Below are 24,199 nucleotides of genomic sequence, written 5' to 3' on the forward strand. Positions count from 1 at the left end.
AGACTTGTGTATAAGAGACAGGGCCAAACGCGGGTAGATCACTATGAAAGCTTAAGCTTTCTTCTCCGTCTGGGTAATAAAGGCACACCGCCACACTAAATTCGACACCCGTAAGATCAGTTATTTGCTGTTGTAATTGGCCTAAAAGAGGGAACCAAGCACTGTGACGACCATGATATGAAGGAAAAAGCTGGGATTGTTCTAATTTAGGATCTAAAAAAATCATTCGCCAAGGAAAAATACGTATTTCACTACCATCGGGCATTTGCATAAATTCAGGCTCATTAAAATTACAATGTGATGCTAACCATTCATATATGGCAGTACTTTGTGAGCGAGGCATAAACTGTGAATGGTAAGACGCATCACAACTTAGTGGCAGCTTCATTTATTAATTCCTTTCATGTTAATACTTATTCTAATCTGAGCCTAGTCGCTTTTAGCTCATTAAACGCAATATTTGCTCTAAAATTAATAATACAGCCCACTAACTAGCGGGCTGTTTGTCTATCACTTAACTTAAGTTATTTAATGATAGAGAGTAATGCTGGGTTTGTAACTAGATTACGCACGCCATGAGCATGATCTTCGTTAAAGGTGTTACTTTCACACCATTTACCAATGCTGTTTATATCTACTTTAGCTACTTTTGGTTTAACTGACCATGTTACTTGAAAAGGAGAGCCTGCTTCGTTATAACTAGGGCCAGTAGTTGAACCGCTATAAACAACAGGTTCACCCGTATTTATAGGTGTAGCAATCGCTTGATAGTAACCATTAACAGATGACACAGTGCTTATTTCAGTAAAATCAAGTGCGTTAGCATCGTTTACTAATACGTATACTTGCGCTTCAACACGTAGTTGCGGATTTTTAATCGAATCACTCAAACAACTACCCAGTGTAGGGCCTGGTTTAACTATTGCTGATGTATGAACGTTATGCACTTCAATTGTATCGCCAACTGAAAGTGCACCGTGAATACTTGGACAAATCTGTGCTTTTATAGATTTACTCTCGTTTTTAGTTAAAGCACCTGAATACAAATAACCACTTTGAAACCCTTTTCCGTCGCCATTACCAGCATATTTACTAAATTCCCCACCGGCATGCTCTGCGTTTTTATGAAAATGGATATTACATAAGTTCATCTGTGATGAGGCAGGGGATGGCGAAAAAACGACGATGTTTTCGCCAGTAAGGTTATCAATATTACGTGGTGACTGCGGTCCAAAACCTCTATGTTCTGTACTTTTAGCAAGTGCTACGCGCTGCATTTTTAGGACATTGTCACTCACGCTTTCATGGTTAGCCTTAGCAACGGTATTACAAGAAACGAGGGTTAGTGCAGCAGAAATCAAGCTTATTTTTACTTTTAGTGTCATTTAGTTAGTGCCTGTAAAGTTATTTATTACGTGGTCAGTTAATTAGCAGATCTAATTGCTTATAAAATAAGAACTATTTAATAGATAAATCGTATTTTAAAACGAGGGCGTCGATATAGCGAGTGCGCAACGTACTTTGCTTTTCATGATCGGCCCCATGACTTAATACGCGGTTTAAAAGCTTCATAGCGGGGTGTAACTGAGTACGTTCGTCCTGATCTAAACTTGCTTTACTGCGCAGCTCAGTAATATCGTCAACAACGAGCCTACCAATATCAACCGATACTATTTCGTCAATTAGTCCGTTTTGGGTAAGTACGCCATACTTGCTGCACAAAAACTGTTGCCACACTTGTTGTAAATGCTCGTCTATTTCGCAGCCAAATAATTCTTCGCTAAACTTGAACCCTTGTTGAGCTAGTTTTGTTAAGCTGGCGGTGTATTGTTGTGCAAAGTAATTAAAAGCATGACTCGATGACTCTATTTTTTGTTTTAGTAAGCCTTGCCCCCAATTTACACAACCTCGGGGGTAGTAATCGTCATACTCTTCGCATTCATACAAACCTGAATATGAGCTACAACTCAGCTGACTTTTAATGCAATAGCTTGGTTTGGGGAAAACGCTGCGCTCTTGCCACGCTAAAAGCATGTCTGCATCTATATTTAATGCTTGGCATAGTTCATCGGTATTATAAAAATGAGTTGCTAAGTAGTCAGATAAACGCATAAAGCCTCTGGTATTGTTAAAATAAAAAGCACTGTTTATATATACAGTAATTCATTTTGTATTACCAAACTCAATAACACAAGAGATATTATAATTAAATGTGGGCTTACACCTCCAAAAATACCGGTAAGTATGTTACAAATAGCGCAAGTTTTATAAATATTGAATTTTTATGCGCACCCTAGAGCAAATTAAACAAGCAAGCCTTATTACAGCGATTAAAACGCCATACTTAGCAAATGGTGAAATAGACCTAGCAAAATACGATGAACTCGTTGAAATACAAATTGCAGCGGGCGTTGATGGGATTGTAGTAGGTGGTACAACAGGCGAAGGCCAGTTAATGAACTGGGAAGAGCATTTAATGCTTATAGCGCACAGTGCAAACAAGTACGGTGACAAACTGGTTATTGTTGGTAATACCGGTAGTAACAACACGCGTGAAGCGATTAAAGCAACAAAATATGGCTTTGCCAGCGGTATGGATGCGGCACTGCAAATTAACCCATATTACGGTCGCACGTCTATTGCGGGTGTTAAAGAGCACTTTAAGCGTGTGCTTGATATTGGTCCAGCCTTTATTTACAACGTGGCAGGGCGCACAGGGCAAGATTTAACGCCAGACATAATAGAACCACTTGCTAAGCACGAGTATTTTATTGGTGTTAAAGAATGTGGTGGTAATGAGCGTATTGCCCATTATGAGCAACAAGGTATAGCATGTTGGTCGGGTAACGATGACGAAAGCCACGATGCACGCCACATTCATAAAGCGCACGGTGTTATATCGGTTACATCTAACCTTATTCCTGGCTTGTTCCGTGAGTTAATGGATACAAAAAATGATACGTTAAATGCTTCGCTACAACCATTAATGAACTGGTTGTTCTGTGAACCAAACCCGATTGCTATTAATACCGCGTTAATGATGACAGGTGCAGTAAAACCTGTATTTAGATTACCGTATTTACCGCTTAGCGATGAGCAACAAAAAATCGGTTTACCACTTATAAATCAGTTAAATGAAGCTGATGTAGTGGGTGGCAAAGCTGACTTTATAGATATAAAAAATATTGCTCTACTTTCTTAGTAATATGAGCCAGCACTGAATAATTATTAGTTGCTGGCTTTTATTTGATGATTATTTACTTTTATTGCTATTGTCGGTAAAATTCCCGCCCTTGTAATTAATAAAATACTCCTATCTGTGAAATTTGTTGTTGAAAAACTCGCTATATGGATAAAGCCGGAACAGCGACAAATAAAAAAAAGTACTTGGTTTGATTCCTCAGTATTCGATTTAAGTTGGGTGCCTGCGATGCAGCGACGCCGAATGACTCCTTTTATCAAAATGACGCTCAATACCGCTTACCAAGTTAGCGCTAAGGGGAATTACGTTAATTTACCGAGTGTTTTTTCGTCTCGTCATGGGGACTTTCATAAAACAGCGAATTTACTGGTTGATATAGTTAATAATCAGCCTTTGTCACCAACCGGTTTTGGATTAAGTGTGCACAATGCGGCGTCAGGGCTTTTTAGCATAATACAAGGCAATACAAGTGCCTCAACATCCGTTGCTGCGGGGACAGAAAGCTTTATTTATGCATTAATTGATGGCTATGCCCGACTTATTGATTGTGAACAGCAAAAAATATTAATCGTGCATACGGACGAGACGCTGCCTGAAATTTATAGCCAATACGCAGATGAAGAACAAATAGCACATTCAGTTGCATTAGTAATTCGTGCCGCAAATGAGGGAGAAGCGCATTTTAGTTTGCAAAAAATACTTAATACACACAAAAATAACAATAAGTTACCATTAAGTATTCAATGTGCAAGAGCTTTGCATGAGCACAATAGTGCGTTACTTGTTCACAGCGGCCTTAAACACGATTGGCAGCTTACTTACCATGCTTAACAATGCATTGAGGGCCAGTGGACTCGCATGGCGGGTAATTGCTACTGCGTTTTGCTTTTCAATATTTGGGCTCGGGGGTTTAGCACTTGCCTGTGTGGTTTTTCCTGCTCAACGTTTATTTGAAAGTGACCGCAGCAAACAAAAGCATAATGCGCGTAAAACGGTACACTTTTGTTTTAAATTTTTTGTAAGTTTAATGCATGCAACGGGTGTTATTCGCTTTCATGTTAAAGATAAAGTTTTAATAGAGCGCTTAAAAGGCCAACTGATTTTGGCAAATCATCCTTCTTTAATAGATGTTGTTGTTTTAATTTCGGTAATAAAAAACGCAGATTGCGTCGTTAAAGCACATTTATTTAAAAACCCTTTCATGCGAGGTGTGATCAAAAGTGCGGGCTACATAAGCAATGACGATCCTCAAGAGCTGTTAAGAGAATGCGAGCAAAGCTTAAAAAAAGGCAATAACTTAATTGTATTTCCTGAAGGAACACGTACAGAGTCCCAAAAAGCATTAAAGTTTAAACGTGGTGCAGCAAATATTGCGATTAGGTGTAATGCACCTATCACTGCTTTTTTGATACATATGAAACCAAGTACCTTAACGAAAGGGACACCTTGGTACAAGGTTGCATCACTTCAGGCACATTTTTCCATGGCGCTTGCGAGCAAACCGTTTAATCGTACTGCTTACGACAACGATGCGCCAGCAATGCAATCGCGTCAATTGACTAAAGATTTACAACATTACTTTACACAAGAGTTAAATTACATATGAGCGAATTAAAAGAACAAATAAAACAACTGATCATTTCAAGCCTTGATCTTGAAGATATGACCACCGCTGATATTAAGGATGATGACGCTTTATTTGTAGATGGTTTAGGTTTAGATAGTATTGACGCGTTAGAGCTTGGCCTTGCAATAAAAAAGCAGTTTGATGTGAAAATAGATGCAAACTCAGAGCAAACTAAAGCACATTTTGCGTCAGTTAATTCTTTAGCTGAATTTATCGAACAAACTCGTTCTTAATTTATACAATGTAGGAAAGAAAATGAAAACCGCTGCTGAAATTTATGATGTATTACACGGCATTTTAGAAAACGAATTTGAAATAGACCCACAAGATATTAGCTTAGAGGCTAACCTATATCAAGATCTTGATTTAGACAGCATTGATGCGGTCGATTTAGTTGTTAAATTAAGAGAAATCACAGGCAAAAAAATTGAGCCGGATGCATTTAAACAAGTGCGTACAGTGCAAGACATAGTGACTGAAATAGAAAAGTTGGTTAACTAATACTATGCAAAAGGCAGTGCTAACAACGTTAATCATGATTTTCCTCGCGTGCTACCCTTTGATTGTGTATGTAGGTCTTACGCGCTTTAATAGTCATATTCTTACGATAGTACTGCTGTTTTTACTCGGTTTAAGACTTTGGTTTAGCAGAGCCTTATTTGATAAAATGCCGTGGTTAAAGCCTGCTACATTATTAGCAGTCATTACAATTTTGATTTCTAAAACAGTGGGCAGTGACCTAGGGCTGCGTTTATATCCTGTAATCATTAATGTAGTCATGTTAATTGTGTTTGCCTACTCCTTGCATAAAGGGCCCTCAATTATTGAAACTTTTGCGCGAATTACTGAGCCAGCCCTTGATGAAAATGGTGTTATTTACACAAAAAAAGTAACGCTACTTTGGTGCCTTTTTTTTGTAGTAAACGGCGGCATTGCTTTATACACCAGCATTTTTAGTAGTCTAGAAACATGGGCGTTTTATAATGGTTTTGTTGCGTACTTAGCGATGGGAACGTTATTTGCCATAGAGTGGCTAGTAAGGCAAAGAGTAAAAAGGAATCCCGGTGTTTAATGTTTTTCAAAGTAGTGGTTTAAGAGCATGTTTTAACCACACCGATAATGAAATTTCAGAACGTCAATTTGTTAATGATGTAAATGAGGTTTCTGCCAAACTCTCCACTCTAAAGCGCGCTTCATCCGTTGTTTTGTATAGTACGGATACTTACACGTTTGCGGTGTCTTTATTTGCATTATCACTAAGTGAGTGTACTGTCGTTTTACCGCCTAATGGGCAACCCGCAACGTTAAACGCCTTGCTAAAGCAAACCCCTTATTTTATTGGTGATTCTGAGATAGTAACTAACCTTGAAGCTGACTTTTTAGATATTAGTGCTTTGAGCAAACAATCTGATTTTGTATCTGTTGAGAAACTAAAATGGCCAGAGGAAGGCACGATTGTTTTTTATACTTCCGGATCATCGGGTAAAGCTAAGCCAATTGTAAAAACGTGGCAGGTAATTAATAAAGAATTAAACACACTCATTAATAGCTATACGCTTATCGATGAGCCGGTATTTATAGCGAGCGTATCACATCAACATATATACGGTTTACTGTTTAGGTTGTTGTGGCCCCTGAGTACGGGGCATGTTGTTAATACCGAATTACTGCATTATCCAGAGCATATAGCAACAAAGTTAAAGTCGTTGAAAAAAGTGGTATTTGTTTCCAGCCCAGCGCAATTAAAACGCTTGTGTATTGACAATGTGCTGGTGGATGAAAAAACGCATTTACAATGGATTTTTTCATCAGGTGGGCCATTACTCGATGATGATGCAGTGTCACTATATACGCAATTAAATAAGCCCGTTACGCAAGTTTTTGGTAGTACCGAAACCGGTGGTATTGCATATCGACAAGTTACTTCACTCGATAAAATTAGTTTTTGGCAGCCATTTTCGGGTATTAAAGTTTGGGCGAAAAACGATCAGCGTCTGGTATTGAGCTCGCCATTGGTGCACGATAAAAATTATCCTTTGGACGATAGAGGAGAAGTATTTCAAAATGGCCAATTTAGATTACTAGGCCGGTTTGACCGGATTATAAAATTAGAAGAAAAGCGATTAAGCCTAGATGAGCTAGAGCAACACTTATGTACAAGTGAATGGGTTAGTGAAGCTAAAGTGATTGCTTTACCTGGTGAGCGGTTAATTGTAGGCGCTATTATTGTGCTCACTCAAAAGGGGCAGATGTTTTTTAATAGTGATGGGAAATTAGCAACTAATAATTTACTCAAAGCTCATACACTGGTGCGTTTCGAACGTATTTGTACTCCAAAAAAATGGCGCTTTGTAGAGCAATTACCTTATAACTCACAAGCTAAATTAAACTTAAAAGCGCTGGAGTGTCTTTTTGAAAAAGTTGATTAAAACGCAGCCTGATTTACTTACTTATGAAAAAATAGATCATAGTTACACGCTCAGTTTATTAGTCCCCCATGATTTAGATTATTTCAAAGGACACTTTACGGATGGGCCAATACTCGCAGGTGTTGTGCAATTAGACTGGGCGGTAGCCGCAATGTGTAAATATTATAATGTTCAGCAACCTGTTAAAAATGTTGAAGTATTAAAGTTTCAGGTGGTGATTACCCCAGGTATAAAAATCGAGTTATTACTTCAGCAAAAAGCTGAGAATAAATACACCTTTTCGTATCATTCAGCTAAAGGTCAACACGCCTCTGGGCGTATTATTTTTGATAGCCTGATAAATGAATAGTTTTTGTATAGTTATTCCAAATTATAATCACATTACGGTTATTGATGATGTACTGAGCCAATTGTCGCAACTTAACGTGCCAATTATTATGGTTGATGACGCAAGCAACGCCGAAGCTAAAAATGTGTTCAGTCACCTTAATACAAAATACGCGCAGTTGAGTGTGGTTACCCACGACGATAACCAAGGCAAAGGCGGCGCGGTACAAACAGGCTTAAAGCATGCACATAAGCAAGGTTTTTCACATGCGATACAGGTTGATGCAGATGGACAGCATGATTTAGCTGATATTAAAAAACTAATGGCACTTTCAAACGCTCAGCCTGAAGCACTTATAAGCTGTTGCCCAATATATGATGATTCAGTGCCTAAACACCGCTATTTAGCACGTTACTTAACGCATGTATGGATATGGATTGAAACGTTAAGTTTTACAATCGTCGATTCGATGTGTGGCTTTAGAGTGTATCCGCTTGAGCAAAGTACAAAATTAATTGAAGAGGTAGCACTTGGCAAACGCATGGATTTTGATCCCGAGATTTTAGTGCGTTTATATTGGCGCAATGTGCCTTTTGTATTTTTACCTAGCCAAGTAATTTACCCCGAAAACGGGCTTTCTCATTTTCAGCCATTACACGATAACGTGCGTATTTCGTGGTTACACACTCGCTTGTTTTTTGGCATGTTGATTCGCTCTCCTGTGTTAATTTGGCATAAATTAAAGAGACATTATGGCCGCTAAACATTGGTCTAAAATGCAAGAGCGTGGTAACTTTTTGGGTATTCAAATACTGTTATTTGCTCATAAGTTACTGGGTCGTAAAGGGCTGTGGGTTATTTTGTTTCCTGTGGTGTTTTATCTTTTTTTAACAGGAAAAGTAGCACGTACAGCATCTAAAGCGTTTTTAGCGCAAGTTAATGTTTACCACGGCTGCAAACAACCTGTTACGTTTAAAATGCAATTAATGCACTTTTGTAGCTTTGCCGATAGCGCATTAGATAAAATTGATGCTTGGCTTGGGCTAATAACCCAACGTGATATTAAATACACTAATGAGCATTTATTTGCTGAATTAGATGAGCAAGACCAAGGGGCTATTTTTATAGGCTCACATCTGGGCAACTTAGAAGTGTGCAGGGCACTGAGTCAGCATCGCAGCGGTAAAAAAATAAATGTATTGGTGTTTACTCATCACGCTGTTGAATTTAATAAAATGCTTAAAAAGATTAACCCAGATGTGTCGGTTAACTTAATACAAGTGACTGATATGGGGCCTGACTTAGCTATTTTACTAAAAGAAAAAGTAGAGCAGGGTGAAATAATCGTTATTGTTGGCGACAGAACAAGCACAACAACGGCTTCTCGGTCGGTACAGGTGCCATTTTTAGGTAAGAATGCTCCATTTTCACAGGGGCCTTTTATATTAGCCGCGCTGCTTGATTGCCCCGTTTACTTTTTGTTTTGCTTAAAAGATAAAAAAAGCAAAAAGTATCAAGTGATATTTGAACATTACAGCCAATCATTAAAAATGCCTCGGCGAGAGCGACAGCAGGCGCTCACACTTATTATTACTGACTATGCACAGCGTTTGAGTTATTACGCAGCTTTATACCCTTATCAGTGGTTTAATTTTTACGATTTTTGGAAAAGTGATCAGCAGGTAGTGCGCGATCAATCAATGGAGAATAAGTGTGACTGAGCAAAATATACAGCTTTTTGGCAATCAGCGATTATCAATTGAAGATATTGTTCGAGTTGCCTTTAATGAAACACAAGTGCAATTAAATAGCTGTGAAACTTTTAGCGTTAAAATTAATAGCGCTTTGCGTTTTTTAGACACACTTTTAAAAGAAGATGGCGTAATTTATGGCGTTACAACTGGTTATGGTGACTCTGTAACGGTGGCTGTACCGCTTGATTTAGTTGATGAATTGCCTCTGCATTTAACGCGCTTTCACGGCTGTGGACTTGGGGATGTATTTAATAAAGTACAAGGGCGCGCAATTTTAGCGACCCGTTTAACGTCACTTTCACAAGGCTACTCTGGTATTAGCTGGGAAATGCTACACCTACTTAAAGATTATTTGAATAACGATATCGTTCCCGTGATCCCACAAGAAGGGTCAGTAGGTGCCAGCGGTGACTTAACGCCGTTATCGTATGTGGCAGGTGCGATGGTAGGAGAGCGTGATGTGTTTTATAAAGACCAAGTACGTAACAGTGCCGAGGTTATGAAAGAAGTTGGCTTAGAACCACTTACTCTAAGGCCAAAAGAAGGTCTTGCCGTTATGAATGGCACAGCGGTAATGACTGCATTAGCGTGTTTAGCATTTGATAGGGCCAATTACTTAGCTAAATTGGCGAGCCGTATTACGGCATTATCAAGCTTAGCGCTTAAAGGAAATAGCCACCATTTTGATGAGATATTATTTTCAGTTAAGCCACATCCAGGACAGCAACAAATTGCGCGTTGGATCAGAGGTGATTTAAACCATCATGATCACCCTCGTAATGCAGATAGGCTTCAAGATAGGTATTCAATCCGCTGTGCACCGCATGTTATTGGTGTGCTGCAAGACAGCCTGCCGTTTTTTAGACATATGATAGAAAACGAGCTTAACTCTGCAAACGATAATCCAATTATTGATGGCCAAGGTGAGCATGTATTACACGGCGGGCATTTTTACGGTGGCCACATTGCAATGGCAATGGATAGCATGAAAACAGCCGTTGCAAACCTTGCTGATTTAGCAGACAGACAAATCGCTTCTTTGGTTGATACTAAGTACAACAATGGGCTACCTTCAAATCTATCGGATAGTGCACCAGAGCGCCGTTATATTAATCATGGTTTTAAAGCGGTTCAAATTGGCTGTAGTGCTTACACAGCAGAGGCATTAAAACTAACCATGCCGGCCAGCGTTTTCTCTCGCTCTACTGAGTGCCATAATCAAGATAAAGTGAGTATGGGCACTATTGCGTCTCGCGATTGTTTACGTATTTTACAACTCACGGAGCAAGTATTAGCAAGTACGTTATTAGCGAGTATTCAAGGTGTTAGATTACGTATAAAACAAGGCGATCTTGAGTTTTCGACTTTAACGCAAGATATGCAAAACATGTATACCGATATAACGGATTACTTTGAAAACCTCACTGAGGATAGACCAATGGAAGCCGTGCTAAGGCAAACAATAGGGTATATTCAAACTAAGCGTTGGGCGTTGTATGAATAGTAAGGGGGCATTATTAACGCATGTGGTAGAAATTGAAATTCCGTTTCATGATTGCGATCCTATGAACGTGGTATGGCATGGTAATTACCCACGTTATTTAGAAGTGGCGCGTTGTGAGTTGCTGCGTTTATTTGACTATGACTATTTACAAATGCATGAGTCGGGTTATGCGTGGCCTATTGTTGATATGCAGATTAAGTATGTTGCTTCGGCTGTATTTACGCAAAAAATTAAAGTCGCCGCTTATTTAAAAGAATACGAAAATAGACTGAGAATTGACTACGTTATTACTGATGCGTTAACCAATAAACGTATAACTAAAGCGTCAACGACGCAAGTTGCAGTTGAATTAAGCTCTAAAGAAATGCAATTTGAATCACCCGCAATTTTATTTGATAAGTTAAAAGCGGTTTTGAATTAAGCTTTGATTTTATAGGCGATGCAAATGAATTTTTTAACATGTTTTACATTGAGTTTAGCCATTAGCTTTTTACTATTTTGTTCTGTAGTAAATGCAGCACCAATTAAAGGTGAGTTTAAGCAATATAAGCAATTTAATGGATTTGCTAAGCCTTTTATTTCGTCGGGTGTTTTTTCGTTAATTGACGAAAAGCTCATTTGGGATGTAAAAACGCCTGTTGAGAGTAAGCTCGTGATAGAAAACGGCCAAGTACTTGCACAAGGTGCAAATGGTGAACTAGTACCACAACCAGGTAGCGAGCAATTTGTAGGGTTACTGAGTGACTTACTCAGCGTAAATATGAGTGCGTTGGAAACACGTTTTAATATCATTAAAACACAAGATAGTTGCACAAAATTAGCGCCAAAAGAAGCGTTATTAAAGCAGTTGTTTAGTGATTTTGTTTTATGTGAGAGTGACAAGCAAGTGAGCAGTATTACATTAAATGAGCACTCAGGAAATAACACAAAAATTGAGTTTACTTATTCCAAATAAAATTATGTTTTTAAATAATGCAGTGGTTAATTAAGGGAATAGTGCAGTGACAAAACGAATTACCGTTATTGTTGGGTGGTTTAGCAGTTTAGTTTTACTTTTTGCTGCGGCTTTTTGGCTGTCTAAACCAACGTTTAGTGCCGATATGTTTAGCTTGTTACCAAAATCACACTCTCAAATTGCCTGTGCGGAAGATGTTTTTTTTCAACAAAATGCTAACCGTATTATGTTCTCGTTTGCAGGAAATAATAAAAATAAAGCATTTGATGATTTCCAAAAATGGCTTGACGATAATGCAATTAAAAGCACATTTAACTTCCCATCCGTTAACGATCTAGCGCAAACATTCTCACCTTTCAAACATGCGTTATTAAGTGATACTTACAAGCAAACATTAAGCAACAAAACAACGTTTGAACATTATTACCTTGAGCAATTAAATCAGCTAGGAAACCCTTTTGTAAGTGCTACCTTAAGCAAAGATATAAGTTTGAGCTTAGCAGCATTCATAGAAGATAACTTAAAACAAAGCCAACTGTTTACCCTTAAACGAGGCCGTTTGACTCGACGTTTAAGAGGCGTTGAACATCGTATTATTTTGGCAAATTTAGCGCCTGAAAATTTAGGCGTGAATAAGTCAATTGAGCTAGCCGAAGCTATATTAAAAAAAATAAGCGCGCTTAACGAAGCCTATCCAAATTTAACCATGACTTACTCTGGTGTGCTATTTCATACGGCTGAAAATGCTAAACAAGCAAAATACGAGATGAGCCTGTTTGGTGGCATTAGCTTATTAGCCCTTATTGCTATGGTATTTTGGGTATTTAGGCGTTTAAACAGTATTTTATTAGCAAGCTTTACCGTACTGAGTGCACTTATTGGTGGCGCTATTGCTATGGTGTTGCTGTTTAATACTATTCATTTATTAACGCTTGTTTTTGCAGTTACCTTGATTGGTATTGCCATTGATTATGCTTTTCATGGTATGACTGATTTAGCAAAAAAAGAGCATGAAAAAGGCTACAGTAAAGGGACACAATCTGCGCTTTTATTGTCTCTTATTACTACTACGCTAGGTTATTGCTGCTTGCTCGGTGCGCCACTGACGTTATTGTCTCAAGTTGGGGTTTTTGTTATTGCAGGTTTGGTGAGTGCATGGCTATTTACCGTGTTAGTTTTGCCATTATGGCAATCTACGCTCACGTTATCGCCTTCTAGCCTATTGATGAGTAAAAAACTCATCAATGTTTTTGAATATTGTAACCACCTAAAAACGCCAATACTTATTACATTACTGGCCTTTATCAGTGCGTTATTTTTAATTAAACCAATTAGCTTTAATGATGATGTAAAGCTATTAAATGCAAGCTCCGATCACTTAATGCTAAACGAAAAAAAGCATTTGTTATTACTTGGACAATGGGACAGCCAAATTGTTTTTATGTTTGCAAATAGCGACGAAGCGCTTTTACAAAAACAAGAACAATTTTTAAAACGCTTAACCCAACTAAACCCTAATTTTAAACATAATAGCATTAGCCATTGGTTGCCTAGTTTACAAAAACAGAGCGATAACCAGGCTGTGTTTAAACAGGCTAAAAACAAAGGGACTTTAGATATTGCAGAGCGCGTTACAGGGCAAGCACTTGCAAGTACAAAATCACCGTTACTCACTTATGAAACACTCGCCGCGAGTGCATTTAAACCGTTACTACTTTCTCAAATGGTTGTTGAGCCAAGTCAATCGATAACATGGATGTCTATTTCGGGTATTTCATCTGATCAATTAATTAATGAAGTTGAAAAAAGCAAAGGTGTTTATATTTATAACAAACCTCAACAAATTAGTGCTTTATTAAGTGACTACCGCGAATATTTGCTATTAAGCTTGGTGCTCGCGGGTCTGATCAGCTGGCTGCTATTTAGCTGGCGATTTTCGATTAAGATAGCGCTTCTGCAAGTAACTATTTTATCTGTTGTGGTATTGAGTATGCTTTGGATATGTAACGCAATTCAAGGTAGCTTGTCGTTATTTAATTTGCTCGGTGCGTTACTTGTTATTGCTTTAGCAATTGATTATCTCGTTTTTTATCAAATAAATAAGTTAGAGCCCAAAAATGTACTGGCGATTAGTTTATCTGCAGCATCATCAATGTGGGTATTTGGCATGCTGAGTGCCTCTGAAACCCCTGCTATTTTTAGCTTTGGGCTGAGTGTAATGGTCGGGATTTTAGCTATTTACTTTTTATCACCGCTAAGTGTTTTAAAGCCTCAAAAGGAACTATAAATTGAATAACCTTGAGCAGTACGATGTTGTTGTTATTGGCGCGGGTCCATCAGGCGCTCTGGCTAGTAGCCTGTTAGTTCAGAAAGGTTGGCGGGTACTTGTACTTGAGCAACAGGTGTTTCCGCGTTTTTCAATTGGTGAAAGCTTATTACCGCAATGCATGGCTTACTTAGAAGAGGCAGGTTTAATTGATACGGTACATGACAATGCAGCGTCTTTAGGTTTTCAATTTAAAGATGGCGCTGCTTTTCATCGGGCGGGGCAAAATACAACTATAAACTTCACCGAAAAATTCACTGATGGCCCAGGCACTACGTATCAAGTAAAAAGAGCCGACTTTGACAAGTTGTTAGCAGACAAAGCACAAGACCAAGGCGTAGAAATTCGATATCAACACACGGTGGTCGATTATAACGACGAGTTAAATGGTGCGTCGCTAGTGGTACACAATGAACAGCAGCAAGCTTATCGCGTTAATGCCCGATTTGTATTGGACGCAAGTGGCTTTGGGCGTGTATTACCAAAATTGTTAGATTTAGAGCTTCCCTCTAACTTTCCTGTTCGGAGCGCTTATTTTAGTCACTTTAAAGACAATATTAGTGATATAAACTTCGATCGTAATAAAATTTTGATTACCGTACACCCTCAACATTCTGACGTGTGGTATTGGCTTATCCCCTTTAGTGATGGTACTGCGAGTATTGGTGTTGTGGCGCAGTCGGAGCGTTTTAATGATGACGAATCTAGCCATTTGCTAAATCAATTTATAGATCAAGACCCTTATTTGAACACACTGTTAGCACAACGTGAGTTACTAACTCCTGCAAGGAATATTAAAGGCTACTCGGCAAATGTGAGTAAGTTATATGGTAAACACTTTGCTTTATTGGGTAATGCAGGAGAGTTTTTAGACCCGGTATTTTCATCAGGTGTAACAATTGCACTCAAATCTGCAAATTTAATTGCGCCACTTGTTGATTGCTATTTAAAAAACGAAGTCGTCGATTTTGACACTCACTACGCACAGCCATTACAAGCTGGAGTCGATTGTTTTAGAACATTTGTAACAGGGTGGTACGATACGCGTTTTCAGGATGTGATCTTTTATTCTGAACAAAATAACCAAGTACGAGAAATGATCAGTGCAATTTTAGCAGGCTACGCATGGGATACGAATAATCCTTTTGTTGCGCAAAGTGAACGCCGTTTAAATGTGTTGGCTCAGCTATGTCAAAATTAATTAAGTGTGCAGTGTGTATTGTATTTATATTTACTGTATTGAGTGCATGTACGAGTTTTACGGCATCTAAAGATAGAGTGTATCTATCGCCCAATATTCAATTAAATATCAATAGCGTACCAGCAAAAATGTTTGGTCAGTCTTGGCAACATGTTTTGTATATTACGAATCAACATAAACAACACACTGTGTTTGCACAACTAGGTATAAGTGAGCTTGGCACCATTAAGTTATTGTTGATGACAGTGCAAGGTTTTCCAATAATGGAGCTAGAAAAACCTTTAAATGGCCCAGTAAAAACAAGAAATATGTTGGTGGTAGAAGGGATAGACCCTCATTATATTTTGGCGGATATTGCTTTAATACATTGGCCCGTTGAGTTTTTACAAGCGCAATTAACCGGTGCGCTAATTGAACACGTTGGCTCCACTCGGCGTATATTTAATGATGACAGTATGTTGATGACTATTGCTTATAATGATAAATCAACCACATTGAATAACATTTTACATCAGTATCAAATTACATTTAAAAAGGTGGCACAGTGACATATTGGCTCAATGATTTAGGCATTGTAAGTGCTATGGGAATAGGCCAACATGCAACGACAAAGAGCTTGAATGACTATCACCCAGCAACGCCTATACTAAGCAAAAATAGAGACTTAAGCGCTGAGCACACTACGTTGTATGTTGGTCAAGTTCACTCTATTGCTTTATCAAATAAAAAGCGTATTAACACATTTATCGATTTAGCTTTGGAGCAAATCAAGCCAACGTTAAATAAACTATCCCATATTGACAAATCACGTATCGCAGTTGTAATGGGTACAAGTACCTCAAATATTCATGACGGCGAAAGAGCGCGTAAATCCCATGAAAGCACAAGGCTATGGCCTAGTGACTTTAGTTATAGCGATCAAGAATTAGCAACGCCAGCTCACTATGTCGCAGATAAAGTGGGTGCATTAGGGTCTTGTTACAGTATTTCTACAGCGTGCACCTCAAGTGCAAAAGCACTAATTAGTGCGCGTGCGTTGTTAAACGCAGATTTAGCGGATGTGGTTATTTGTGGCGGTGCAGATAGTTTGTGTCAATTAACAATTAATGGCTTTAGTTCACTCGCCTCTTTAAGCTCTGGCTTATGTCAGCCTTTTTCTAGTGACAGAGACGGTATTAATATTGGTGAAGGAGCTGCTTTATTTATAATGACTAAAGATACGCCTATAACAAACAGTGGTATTAAGTTATTAGGCAGTGGAGAGAGCTCCGATGCGCATCATATGTCTGCACCCGATCCAAATGGGATAGGCGCTCAAGCGTCAATGCAACAAGCGCTGCAAAGTGCTCAATTAGCGCCTTGCGACATTGATTATATTAATGCTCATGGCACGGCCACTTTAAAAAATGACGAAATGGAAGCACTTGCAATTAATCGTGTGTTTGGCAACAATACGCCGCTTAGTTCTAGTAAGCATCTAACAGGGCATACTCTGGGTGCAGCGGGTGCAATTGAAGCTGGTATTTGTTGGCTATTATTAAAAGGCCGTGGTCACAATACACTTCCATATAATGCAATTAAAAGCGGAGGTAATTTGGCTGATATAAAAATAATTAAACAAGCTTTTAAGCCGACACTCAAATACTGTTTATCAAATTCATTCGCATTTGGCGGCAATAACGCCAGTTTAATATTGGGAAGTAACCTTGACTAATTACCCTATAGAGCAAGTTGTTCCTCATGATTCGCCTATGATTCTAATCGAGAGTCTTTTATCGTATAGCGAAGATGAAGCGCAATGCGGCGTTACTGTAACTGAGCATAGCCCTTTTTTTAGTCCAGTGATAAACGGCGTACCGAGTTATGTTGGTATTGAATATATGGCGCAGTCTATAGCTGCTTATGCTGGTGCGTTGGCGAATGATGGAAATAAACCTGTAAAAATTGGCTTTTTAATTGGTACACGTAAATACCAAACTTACCAACCGTTTTTCAAAAAAGGCAGTAAGCTAACAATAAATGCACATAAGCTGTATCAAGACGAGTCTGGTTTAAGTGTGTTTGAGTGCCAAATACATGATTGTGAGACTGTACTTTGCCAAGCAAAAATTAATGTATTTCAGCCTAAAGATCCGCTGGAATTTATAAGAGAAAATCAATGAAAAAAAGAATTTTAGTTACGGGTTCAAGCCGTGGTATTGGTAAAGCAATAGCGTTAAAACTTGCAGAACAAGGATTTGATATTGCGGTGCATTGCAGATCGGGTGTCGAACAAGCTCAAGCAACATGCGATGAAATTAATAACTTAGGTAGAACGACCAGCTTACTGCAATTTGATGTATGCGATAGAGAGCAGGCAAAGGCACAAATAGAGCAAGATATTGCTCAGCATGGCGCTTATTACGGCGTGGTGTGTAATGCAGGTATTACTAACGATATGGCGTTTCCGGCCATGCAAGGTGAAGACTGGGATTGTGTTATACGCACAGGCCTTGATGGTTTTTATAATGTGGTACATCCTACTGTAATGCCTATGGTGCAGAGCCGAAGAGGTGGGCGAATAATTACAATGTCATCGGTATCGGGCATAGCGGGTAACCGAGGGCAAGTAAATTATAGTGCAGCTAAAGCGGGTATAATTGGTGCTAGTAAAGCACTTGCTTTAGAGTTAGCAAAACGCAAAATTACAGTGAATTGTGTGGCACCTGGTTTAATAGCAACGGCGATGACTGACGATCTCCCCGTTGATGAAATGATGAAAATGATTCCTCTTAAGCGCATGGGTAGCGTTAAAGAAGTTGCAGGAACCGTCGCTTTTCTGATGTCTGATGATGCCGCTTACATTACGCGCCAAGTGATTTCTGTTAATGGCGGGATGGTTTGATGAAGCGTGTTGTAGTCACAGGTATGTCAGTGGTCACTGCGCTTGGCGATAATTGGTGTGAATTTAAACAAGCCTTAATTAAAGGCGAAAATGCGGTTGTTGCTATGCCTGAATGGGATATAGCGAGTGAACTCAATACCCGTTTAGCAGCGCCAGTTAAGCACTTTGAGCGACCAAGTCACTACAAGCGTAAACAAATACGTTCAATGGGGCGAGTGTCCCTTATGTCGACTCGCGCTACTGAGTGCGCACTTGAACAAGCTGACTTACTTGAACACGAAAGCCTAACAGACGGCTCTACGGGTATAGCGTATGGCTCATCAACCGGTTCAACTGCGCCTTTACTCGCTTTTGCAAATATGATGGAAACGGGTTCGATGTCGGGTGTAACAGCAACCAGTTACATTAAAATGATGGCACATACCGCCCCGGTAAATGTTGGTGTGTTTTTTGGTTTAAAAGGGCGCGTTATAACAACAAGTTCAGCGTGTACATCAGGCTCTCAAGGTATAGGCTATGCCTATGAAGCAATTAAATTTGGGCGACAGAAAATAATGGTGGCTGGTGGAGCTGAAGAGTTATGTATTACTGAAGCCGCCGTATTTGATACCCTTTATGCAACATCTACAAAAAATGAAACACCAAAACAAACACCAAGACCTTTTGATGCAAATCGTGATGGCTTAGTGATAGGCGAAGGCGCAGGCACGTTGATCCTTGAAGAGTACGAACATGCAAAAGCGCGCGGAGCGACAATATTAGCAGAAGTGGTTGGTTTTGGTTGTAATTCTGACGGTGAACACGTTACGCAACCAACATCAAAAACAATGCAATTAGCGATTGAAATGGCGCTGCAAGATGCTAATTTAAAACCAGAAAAAGTTGGTTACGTTAATGCGCATGGTACATCAACAGACAAAGGCGATATTGCCGAATCACATGCGACGTTTAACGCACTTGGCAGTAAACCTATTAGCTCGTTAAAAAGTTATTTGGGACATACATTAGGTGCTTGTGGTGCAATAGAAGCATGGGCAAGCATTAATATGATGGCTGATAACTGGTTTGCACCAACAATTAATTTAGATAACGTTGATGGCGAATGTGCTCTGCTTGATTACATAACACACCAAGGGCGTGAGATTAATACTGATTACGTGATGAGTAATAACTTTGCGTTTGGTGGTATTAACACCTCTTTAATATTTAAACGCTATAAAGCAGATTAAACACGTTAAAATAGAAGTAATGACTAACTGTTGACGCGTTTTTGCTGTATAATTTGCGACCCTTGATAATGTGGCCGTAGGTTATACAGCATGAATTTTAAATCTTTTAGTTTCGCTCCTGAAATCATCCAGGCGTTGGACGAACTTAACTATCACACTCTTACGCCCATTCAGCGCGCAGCTATTCCTGCTGTTCGTAAAGGTAAAGACGTTTTAGCCAGTGCACAAACTGGTACCGGCAAAACTGCCGCGTTTGCTTTACCTATCATCCAAAAATTGGTTGAGTCTGAACTCAGCACAACGAATGCACCTCATGCATTAGTACTTGCGCCAACGCGTGAACTTGCAGAACAAATTGCAAATAATTTTAGAGATTTTGCAAAGCATACATCACTTAAAGTCGTTAGCTTATTTGGTGGTGTTAGCACTGCCGGCCAAGCAAATGCTTTAAAAGAAGGTGTTGATATTGTTGTTGCAACGCCAGGTCGTTTATTTGATCATATTCGTTTAGGTAACTTAAGCCTTGCAAGTGTTAAGCACCTTGTTCTTGATGAAGCTGACCGTATGCTTGATATGGGCTTTATTGAAGATATGCAAAATGTCATTAAAAGCTGTGCAGAAGAGCGCCAGATTTTACTGTTCTCTGCAACATTCCCAGCAGCAATTAAACAATTTGCATCTAAAGTATTGAAACAAGCTGAAATAGTACGTGTTGATCAAACTAACAGTACAGCAAGCACGGTTGAGCATGTTGTTTACCCTGTTGAAGAACGTCGTAAACAAGAGCTACTTTCTGAATTGATTGGCAAGAAAAACTGGCAGCAAGTGCTTGTATTCGTAAACATGAAAGAAACAGCTGACGAGCTTGTAAAAGAGCTTAACCTTGATGGTATTCCAGCTGGCGTTTGTCACGGTGATAAATCTCAAGGTAATCGTCGTCGTGCTTTACGTGAATTTAAAGAAGGTAAAGTGCGCGTATTAGTGGCTACAGAAGTGGCTGCTCGTGGTATCGATATTGACGGTTTACCGCGCGTAATTAACATTGATTTGCCGTGGCTTGCAGAAGATTACGTACACCGCATTGGTCGTACAGGTCGTGCAGGTCGTCAAGGGCAAGCTATCTCATTTGTGAGCCGTGAAGAAGAAAACACCCTGTTTGAAATTGAAACGCTAATTGGTCAAAAGATTAAGCGTGTATATTTAGAAGGTTACGAAGTAAGTAATCGCGAAGTACTCATTGATAAAATTGGTAAAAAGCCAGCGCATTTACGCCGTACACGTTCTAACAAGTTATCAGGACAAGCAACCGGTGAAGCTCGTGCAGTTAACCGCTCACGTATATCAAGTATTCGTAAAAGCTTAAAAGGCGAAAAACTGTCACTTAAAAAGTTATAGTTAACGCCGTTTAGTTTAAAAAACCTGAGTTTACTCAGGTTTTTTTGTGCCTGGTGATAACACATCATCAATAATGTGTGCGTAAGCATAAGCGGCTTGCTCGTCCTCTTTATTTGCTATTATGGACAAACCAACCGGTAAACCACTTACTTTTCCGACCGGTAGGGTTATGTGCGTTGTGCCAGCAATGGCAGATAACGAACTACTACTGCCATTAAAATTATCACCATTAACTAAGTCTGTTTTCCAGGCCGGTGATACTGTAGGCGCTATAACAATATCAAGCTTGTTGTTTTTATAGACATTAACAATGGCTGTCGTTGCTAAAGTACGATAGCGTTCTTTAGTCTGCTGATATTTTTGTTTATTAGTTAAGTCAATAGCTTGCGATTGAACAAGGATATCTTGCTCAAAGTGAGGCATTTCTGTGTCTTTATTTTGAATATTAAAGTTAATAAGTGCTTTTAGGTTTTTAACAGCTACCTGTTTTGGAGTGTTAGCCAGATAATGATTAATTTCAGCTTTGAAATCGTAAAGTAAAATATAGTATTCATCAATAAATAGCGTATCTAAGTTATCAGTAATATCTACATTAATAACAGTGTGCCCAGCCTGTTTTAATGTTTGTAGCTGCTTGGCATAAAGGCGCTGCGTTTCAATTGTAAATTTATCACTTGGTAGTGCACCAATAATAAGTGACGATTTTGGTTTTACATTATCAGTTTTTAATTCAAACCCTGTAGTTGTCGCATCAAGTGAATCCTCACCTTGCAAAACAGATAAAACCAGCAGCGCATCTTTAAGTGAATGCGCCATCGGCCCTACTGAATCTTGGCTACTTGAAAGAGGTACAACGCCTGAGCGTGATACTTGGCCCATACTCGGTTTTATTGCATAAACTCCATTTACTGAGGCAGGGCACGTAATTGAACCGTCTGTTTCAGTCCCTAATGCTATAGGCGCAAAGTTAAGCGCTACCGCAACAGCAGAACCTGCGCTAGAACCACATGGGTTACGTGTTACATCGTGCGCATTATGTGTTTGTCCGCCTACGGCACTCCAGCCTGAAGATGAATAGGATGAACGAAAATTTGCCCACTCACTTAAATTAGCTTTACCTAAAATTATAGCGCCCGCATTACGTAGTTGTTTAACAACAAAAGCATCATTATTAGTAACGTTATTTTTAAGTGCTAAAGAGCCAGCGGTTGTGGGAAGTGTGCCTTTAGTTTCTATATTATCTTTAAGAAGTACAGGTATGCCGTGTAACGGACCTGCCCACGTGCCTTTGGCGGCAAGTTCATCTAACGTTTTAGCTTGAGCAATCGCTGTAGGCTCAATGCTAATAACGGCATTGTATTGGGGATTTAGTTTATTAATTCGGTCTATATAATTTTGGGTGAGTTGCTGTGCATTAATAGAATTATTTTTATAAGCGCTGTGAATTTCGTCAATAGTTTTCAGCTCTTGTGCTTCGACATTAAAAATGGCTAATACGGTTAGTAATGAAAAAGTGAATGTTTTAATCATTATTGTGATACTTGAATTATTATTTTTTATACATGTAGCACAAAAAAGCCTCACAATGTGAGGCTTTTCGATAAACTGCTTAAAAAAGACGTTTAAGCGTTTTCTAGTATAGAAAGTGCAACCGCTTCAGCCGCTTTAATACCGTCAATACCTGCTGATAAAATACCGCCAGCGTAGCCTGCGCCTTCACCTGCAGGGTAAAGCCCTTTAGTATTGATGCTTTGGAATGTTTTGTCGCGCTTGATACTAATAGGTGACGAAGTACGTGTTTCAACACCTGTTAATAAACCATCGTTAGTTGAAAAACCACGAATTTGTTTATTAAACGCAGGTATTGCTTCGCGAAGTGCATCAATAGCGTATTGTGGAAGTACTTTACTTAAATCCGTTAATTTAATACCGGGTGTATAAGACGGTTGTACTTCACCTAAATCTGCAGATGATTTACCTTTTAAGAAATCACCAATTAACTGTGCTGGTGCATCGTAGTTACTACCACCAAGCTCATACGCTTGCTCTTCAAGTTTACGTTGTAAATCTATACCAGCAAGGGGATCACCCGGAAAATCTTGCTCTGGCGAGATACCTACCACAATAGCGCTGTTAGCGTTGCGCTCACTTCGTGAATATTGGCTCATACCGTTGGTAACAACGCGGCCCTTTTCAGAGGTTGCAGCGACTACAGTGCCACCCGGGCACATACAAAAGCTGTAAACTGTGCGGCCATTGTCGCAATGATGAACAAGTTTATAATCGGCAGAGCCTAAAATTGGGTTTCCTGCATTTGTACCAAAACGACATTCATCGATCATTGATTGTTTATGCTCGATTCTAAAACCGACTGAGAATGGCTTTGCTTCAACATAAATGCCTTTTTTGTGGATCATATCAAACGTGTCGCGTGCGCTGTGGCCAACCGCTAATACAACATGGCGAGTGTTTAGTTGCTCGCCATTTGAAAGTGTTAAACCTGTTACTTGCCCATCGTCTAAATGAATATCGTCAACACGTGTGCTAAAGCGAATTTCGCCGCCGAGTTCAATAATACGAGCGCGCATTTTTTCAATCATGGTGACAAGTTTAAATGTACCAATGTGCGGCTTACTTACGTATAAAATTTCATCAGGTGCGCCTGCTTCTACAAATTCAGTAATGACTTTACGGCCATAATGTTTTGGATCTTTTACTTGGCTGTATAATTTACCGTCAGAGAAAGTACCAGCGCCACCTTCACCAAATTGTACATTTGATTCTGTGTTGAGTGTACGTTTACGCCAAAAGCCGAATGTGTCTTTTGTGCGCTCGCGCACTTCTTTACCGCGCTCTAATATAATGGGATTAAAACCCATTTGAGCAAGTAATAAGCCAGCAAATAAACCACACGGACCAAAACCAATAACCACTGGGCGCTCTGTTATATTTTCGCTGGCTTGTGCGACAAATTTATAGTTTGTGTCTGGCGCTACTTTTACATGTTGATCTTTTTCAAATGCAGCGAGTAGCTCGGCTTCGTTATCAACTTCTATATCGAGTGTATAAATAAGTAAAATAGCTGATTTTTTACGTGCATCGTAACCACGTTTAAACACATTAAAGCTGTGCAATTGTTCTGGTTGGATTTTTAGTTTATTTACAATGGCTTGGCCTATTGCATTTTCGTCATGATCAAGTGGCAGCTTTATTTCGGTTAAACGTATCATTTATATCTCTTTTAGGTGTCATAGCGGGGGATTTATTTACCGCTCACAATAAGGGGATGCAGGGCACAACGGATGTGCAAACATTAGGCGCGCATTTTACGTTAAAATAGCCTGATATGGCACTTATTTATTGTG

Annotated in this window: 26 protein-coding genes; 21 read left to right on the forward strand and 5 right to left on the reverse strand. The window is 39.3% G+C overall.

Annotated elements, in window-relative coordinates; translation table 11 throughout:
- From CWB66_RS04250 to CWB66_RS04260, 3 genes are all read right to left on the reverse strand, one after another.
- Window positions 1-388 (reverse strand): hypothetical protein (locus tag CWB66_RS04250; protein ID WP_212747808.1); only part of this gene is annotated, 388 nt, incomplete at its 3' end.
- Window positions 389-524: 136 nt separating this feature from the next.
- Window positions 525-1,385, reverse strand: a complete 861-nt coding sequence (locus CWB66_RS04255) for a delta-class carbonic anhydrase (RefSeq protein WP_138584446.1) — start codon at window positions 1,383-1,385, stop codon at window positions 525-527.
- Between the two features lie 73 nt (window positions 1,386-1,458).
- Window positions 1,459-2,112 carry a DUF6058 family natural product biosynthesis protein gene (locus CWB66_RS04260; protein WP_077538758.1) on the reverse strand — a complete coding sequence of 218 codons (654 nt, stop codon included), beginning with the start codon at window positions 2,110-2,112 and terminating at the stop codon, window positions 1,459-1,461.
- Window positions 2,113-2,284: 172 nt separating this feature from the next.
- Between CWB66_RS04260 and dapA the strand changes: the two genes are divergently transcribed.
- From dapA to CWB66_RS04365, 21 genes are all read left to right on the forward strand, one after another.
- A complete protein-coding gene (gene dapA, locus CWB66_RS04265; RefSeq protein WP_138584447.1) occupies window positions 2,285-3,202 on the forward strand; it encodes a 4-hydroxy-tetrahydrodipicolinate synthase in 918 nt (305 codons plus the stop codon).
- A 117-nt stretch (window positions 3,203-3,319) separates the two neighbouring features.
- Complete coding sequence (locus tag CWB66_RS04270; protein WP_138584448.1) at window positions 3,320-4,033, forward strand: beta-ketoacyl synthase chain length factor; 714 nt, start codon at window positions 3,320-3,322, stop codon at window positions 4,031-4,033.
- A complete protein-coding gene (locus CWB66_RS04275; protein WP_138584476.1) occupies window positions 4,026-4,808 on the forward strand; it encodes a lysophospholipid acyltransferase family protein in 783 nt (260 codons plus the stop codon). Before CWB66_RS04270 ends, CWB66_RS04275 begins: the two co-directional genes overlap by 8 nt.
- Window positions 4,805-5,062: a phosphopantetheine-binding protein gene (locus CWB66_RS04280; protein ID WP_138584449.1), complete on the forward strand. Its 258-nt coding sequence runs from the start codon at window positions 4,805-4,807 to the stop codon at window positions 5,060-5,062. The genes CWB66_RS04275 and CWB66_RS04280 overlap by 4 nt, the downstream gene beginning before the upstream one ends.
- Window positions 5,063-5,084: 22 nt before the next feature.
- Window positions 5,085-5,330: an acyl carrier protein gene (locus CWB66_RS04285; protein WP_077535173.1), complete on the forward strand. Its 246-nt coding sequence runs from the start codon at window positions 5,085-5,087 to the stop codon at window positions 5,328-5,330.
- 34 nt (window positions 5,331-5,364) lie between these two features.
- Window positions 5,365-5,901: a COG4648 family protein gene (locus CWB66_RS04290; RefSeq protein ID WP_252371709.1), complete on the forward strand. Its 537-nt coding sequence runs from the start codon at window positions 5,365-5,367 to the stop codon at window positions 5,899-5,901.
- Window positions 5,894-7,258 carry an AMP-binding protein gene (locus tag CWB66_RS04295; protein ID WP_077535175.1) on the forward strand — a complete coding sequence of 455 codons (1,365 nt, stop codon included), beginning with the start codon at window positions 5,894-5,896 and terminating at the stop codon, window positions 7,256-7,258. Before CWB66_RS04290 ends, CWB66_RS04295 begins: the two co-directional genes overlap by 8 nt.
- Window positions 7,242-7,607, forward strand: a complete 366-nt coding sequence (locus CWB66_RS04300) for an ApeI family dehydratase (protein WP_138584451.1) — start codon at window positions 7,242-7,244, stop codon at window positions 7,605-7,607. The genes CWB66_RS04295 and CWB66_RS04300 overlap by 17 nt, the downstream gene beginning before the upstream one ends.
- Window positions 7,600-8,349: a glycosyltransferase family 2 protein gene (locus CWB66_RS04305; RefSeq protein WP_138584452.1), complete on the forward strand. Its 750-nt coding sequence runs from the start codon at window positions 7,600-7,602 to the stop codon at window positions 8,347-8,349. The genes CWB66_RS04300 and CWB66_RS04305 overlap by 8 nt, the downstream gene beginning before the upstream one ends.
- On the forward strand, window positions 8,339-9,307 hold the full coding sequence (locus CWB66_RS04310) for a lysophospholipid acyltransferase family protein (RefSeq protein WP_138584453.1): 969 nt from the start codon (window positions 8,339-8,341) through the stop codon (window positions 9,305-9,307). Before CWB66_RS04305 ends, CWB66_RS04310 begins: the two co-directional genes overlap by 11 nt.
- Entirely contained in the window at window positions 9,300-10,844 is a 1,545-nt protein-coding gene (locus CWB66_RS04315) for an HAL/PAL/TAL family ammonia-lyase (protein ID WP_171037460.1), read from the forward strand. Before CWB66_RS04310 ends, CWB66_RS04315 begins: the two co-directional genes overlap by 8 nt.
- Complete coding sequence (locus CWB66_RS04320; RefSeq protein ID WP_077535180.1) at window positions 10,837-11,265, forward strand: acyl-CoA thioesterase; 429 nt, start codon at window positions 10,837-10,839, stop codon at window positions 11,263-11,265. Before CWB66_RS04315 ends, CWB66_RS04320 begins: the two co-directional genes overlap by 8 nt.
- 24 nt (window positions 11,266-11,289) lie before the next feature.
- Window positions 11,290-11,799, forward strand: a complete 510-nt coding sequence (locus CWB66_RS04325) for an outer membrane lipoprotein carrier protein LolA (RefSeq protein ID WP_138584455.1) — start codon at window positions 11,290-11,292, stop codon at window positions 11,797-11,799.
- Between the two features lie 46 nt (window positions 11,800-11,845).
- Complete coding sequence (locus CWB66_RS04330) at window positions 11,846-14,086, forward strand: MMPL family transporter (RefSeq protein WP_138584456.1); 2,241 nt, start codon at window positions 11,846-11,848, stop codon at window positions 14,084-14,086.
- A 1-nt stretch (window position 14,087) separates the two neighbouring features.
- Window positions 14,088-15,326 (forward strand): NAD(P)/FAD-dependent oxidoreductase, encoded by a 1,239-nt coding sequence (locus CWB66_RS04335; protein ID WP_138584457.1) that lies wholly within the window; start codon window positions 14,088-14,090, stop codon window positions 15,324-15,326.
- On the forward strand, window positions 15,314-15,874 hold the full coding sequence (locus tag CWB66_RS04340; RefSeq protein WP_138584458.1) for a DUF3261 domain-containing protein: 561 nt from the start codon (window positions 15,314-15,316) through the stop codon (window positions 15,872-15,874). Before CWB66_RS04335 ends, CWB66_RS04340 begins: the two co-directional genes overlap by 13 nt.
- Entirely contained in the window at window positions 15,871-17,040 is a 1,170-nt protein-coding gene (locus CWB66_RS04345) for a beta-ketoacyl-ACP synthase (protein ID WP_138584459.1), read from the forward strand. The genes CWB66_RS04340 and CWB66_RS04345 overlap by 4 nt, the downstream gene beginning before the upstream one ends.
- Window positions 17,033-17,488: a hotdog family protein gene (locus CWB66_RS04350; protein WP_138584460.1), complete on the forward strand. Its 456-nt coding sequence runs from the start codon at window positions 17,033-17,035 to the stop codon at window positions 17,486-17,488. Before CWB66_RS04345 ends, CWB66_RS04350 begins: the two co-directional genes overlap by 8 nt.
- Window positions 17,485-18,210 carry a 3-oxoacyl-ACP reductase FabG gene (gene fabG / locus CWB66_RS04355; protein ID WP_138584461.1) on the forward strand — a complete coding sequence of 242 codons (726 nt, stop codon included), beginning with the start codon at window positions 17,485-17,487 and terminating at the stop codon, window positions 18,208-18,210. The genes CWB66_RS04350 and fabG overlap by 4 nt, the downstream gene beginning before the upstream one ends.
- Window positions 18,210-19,439, forward strand: coding sequence for a beta-ketoacyl-ACP synthase (locus CWB66_RS04360; protein ID WP_138584462.1), 1,230 nt, complete (start codon window positions 18,210-18,212; stop codon window positions 19,437-19,439). Before fabG ends, CWB66_RS04360 begins: the two co-directional genes overlap by 1 nt.
- A gap of 90 nt (window positions 19,440-19,529) precedes the next feature.
- On the forward strand, window positions 19,530-20,834 hold the full coding sequence (locus CWB66_RS04365; protein WP_138584463.1) for a DEAD/DEAH box helicase: 1,305 nt from the start codon (window positions 19,530-19,532) through the stop codon (window positions 20,832-20,834).
- A 30-nt stretch (window positions 20,835-20,864) separates the two neighbouring features.
- On the opposite strand, the gene CWB66_RS04370 is transcribed toward CWB66_RS04365, so the two are convergent.
- Both CWB66_RS04370 and CWB66_RS04375 read right to left on the reverse strand, forming a co-directional pair.
- A complete protein-coding gene (locus CWB66_RS04370; RefSeq protein ID WP_138584464.1) occupies window positions 20,865-22,364 on the reverse strand; it encodes an amidase family protein in 1,500 nt (499 codons plus the stop codon).
- Between the two features lie 92 nt (window positions 22,365-22,456).
- Window positions 22,457-24,064 carry an NAD(P)/FAD-dependent oxidoreductase gene (locus CWB66_RS04375; protein ID WP_138584465.1) on the reverse strand — a complete coding sequence of 536 codons (1,608 nt, stop codon included), beginning with the start codon at window positions 24,062-24,064 and terminating at the stop codon, window positions 22,457-22,459.
- Window positions 24,065-24,199: the final 135 nt, after the last annotated feature.

Origin of the sequence: Pseudoalteromonas sp. S558, from assembly GCF_005886635.1 — a bacterium.
Classification (GTDB): Bacteria; Pseudomonadota; Gammaproteobacteria; order Enterobacterales; family Alteromonadaceae; genus Pseudoalteromonas; species Pseudoalteromonas aliena.

Bases quoted from the DNA above. Each gene is read 5' to 3' on its own strand.
- CWB66_RS04255 (WP_138584446.1), bottom strand. From the start codon at position 1,385: ATGACACTAAAAGTAAAAATAAGCTTGATTTCTGCTGCACTAACCCTC.
- CWB66_RS04260 (WP_077538758.1), bottom strand. From the start codon at position 2,112: ATGCGTTTATCTGACTACTTAGCAACTCATTTTTATAATACCGATGAA.
- dapA (WP_138584447.1), top strand. From the start codon at position 2,285: ATGCGCACCCTAGAGCAAATTAAACAAGCAAGCCTTATTACAGCGATT.
- CWB66_RS04275 (WP_138584476.1), top strand. From the start codon at position 4,026: ATGCTTAACAATGCATTGAGGGCCAGTGGACTCGCATGGCGGGTAATT.
- CWB66_RS04280 (WP_138584449.1), top strand. From the start codon at position 4,805: ATGAGCGAATTAAAAGAACAAATAAAACAACTGATCATTTCAAGCCTT.
- CWB66_RS04285 (WP_077535173.1), top strand. From the start codon at position 5,085: ATGAAAACCGCTGCTGAAATTTATGATGTATTACACGGCATTTTAGAA.
- CWB66_RS04290 (WP_252371709.1), top strand. From the start codon at position 5,365: ATGATTTTCCTCGCGTGCTACCCTTTGATTGTGTATGTAGGTCTTACG.
- CWB66_RS04305 (WP_138584452.1), top strand. From the start codon at position 7,600: ATGAATAGTTTTTGTATAGTTATTCCAAATTATAATCACATTACGGTT.
- CWB66_RS04310 (WP_138584453.1), top strand. From the start codon at position 8,339: ATGGCCGCTAAACATTGGTCTAAAATGCAAGAGCGTGGTAACTTTTTG.
- CWB66_RS04320 (WP_077535180.1), top strand. From the start codon at position 10,837: ATGAATAGTAAGGGGGCATTATTAACGCATGTGGTAGAAATTGAAATT.
- CWB66_RS04325 (WP_138584455.1), top strand. From the start codon at position 11,290: ATGAATTTTTTAACATGTTTTACATTGAGTTTAGCCATTAGCTTTTTA.
- CWB66_RS04340 (WP_138584458.1), top strand. From the start codon at position 15,314: ATGTCAAAATTAATTAAGTGTGCAGTGTGTATTGTATTTATATTTACT.
- fabG (WP_138584461.1), top strand. From the start codon at position 17,485: ATGAAAAAAAGAATTTTAGTTACGGGTTCAAGCCGTGGTATTGGTAAA.
- CWB66_RS04360 (WP_138584462.1), top strand. From the start codon at position 18,210: ATGAAGCGTGTTGTAGTCACAGGTATGTCAGTGGTCACTGCGCTTGGC.
- CWB66_RS04365 (WP_138584463.1), top strand. From the start codon at position 19,530: ATGAATTTTAAATCTTTTAGTTTCGCTCCTGAAATCATCCAGGCGTTG.
- CWB66_RS04370 (WP_138584464.1), bottom strand. From the start codon at position 22,364: ATGATTAAAACATTCACTTTTTCATTACTAACCGTATTAGCCATTTTT.
- CWB66_RS04375 (WP_138584465.1), bottom strand. From the start codon at position 24,064: ATGATACGTTTAACCGAAATAAAGCTGCCACTTGATCATGACGAAAAT.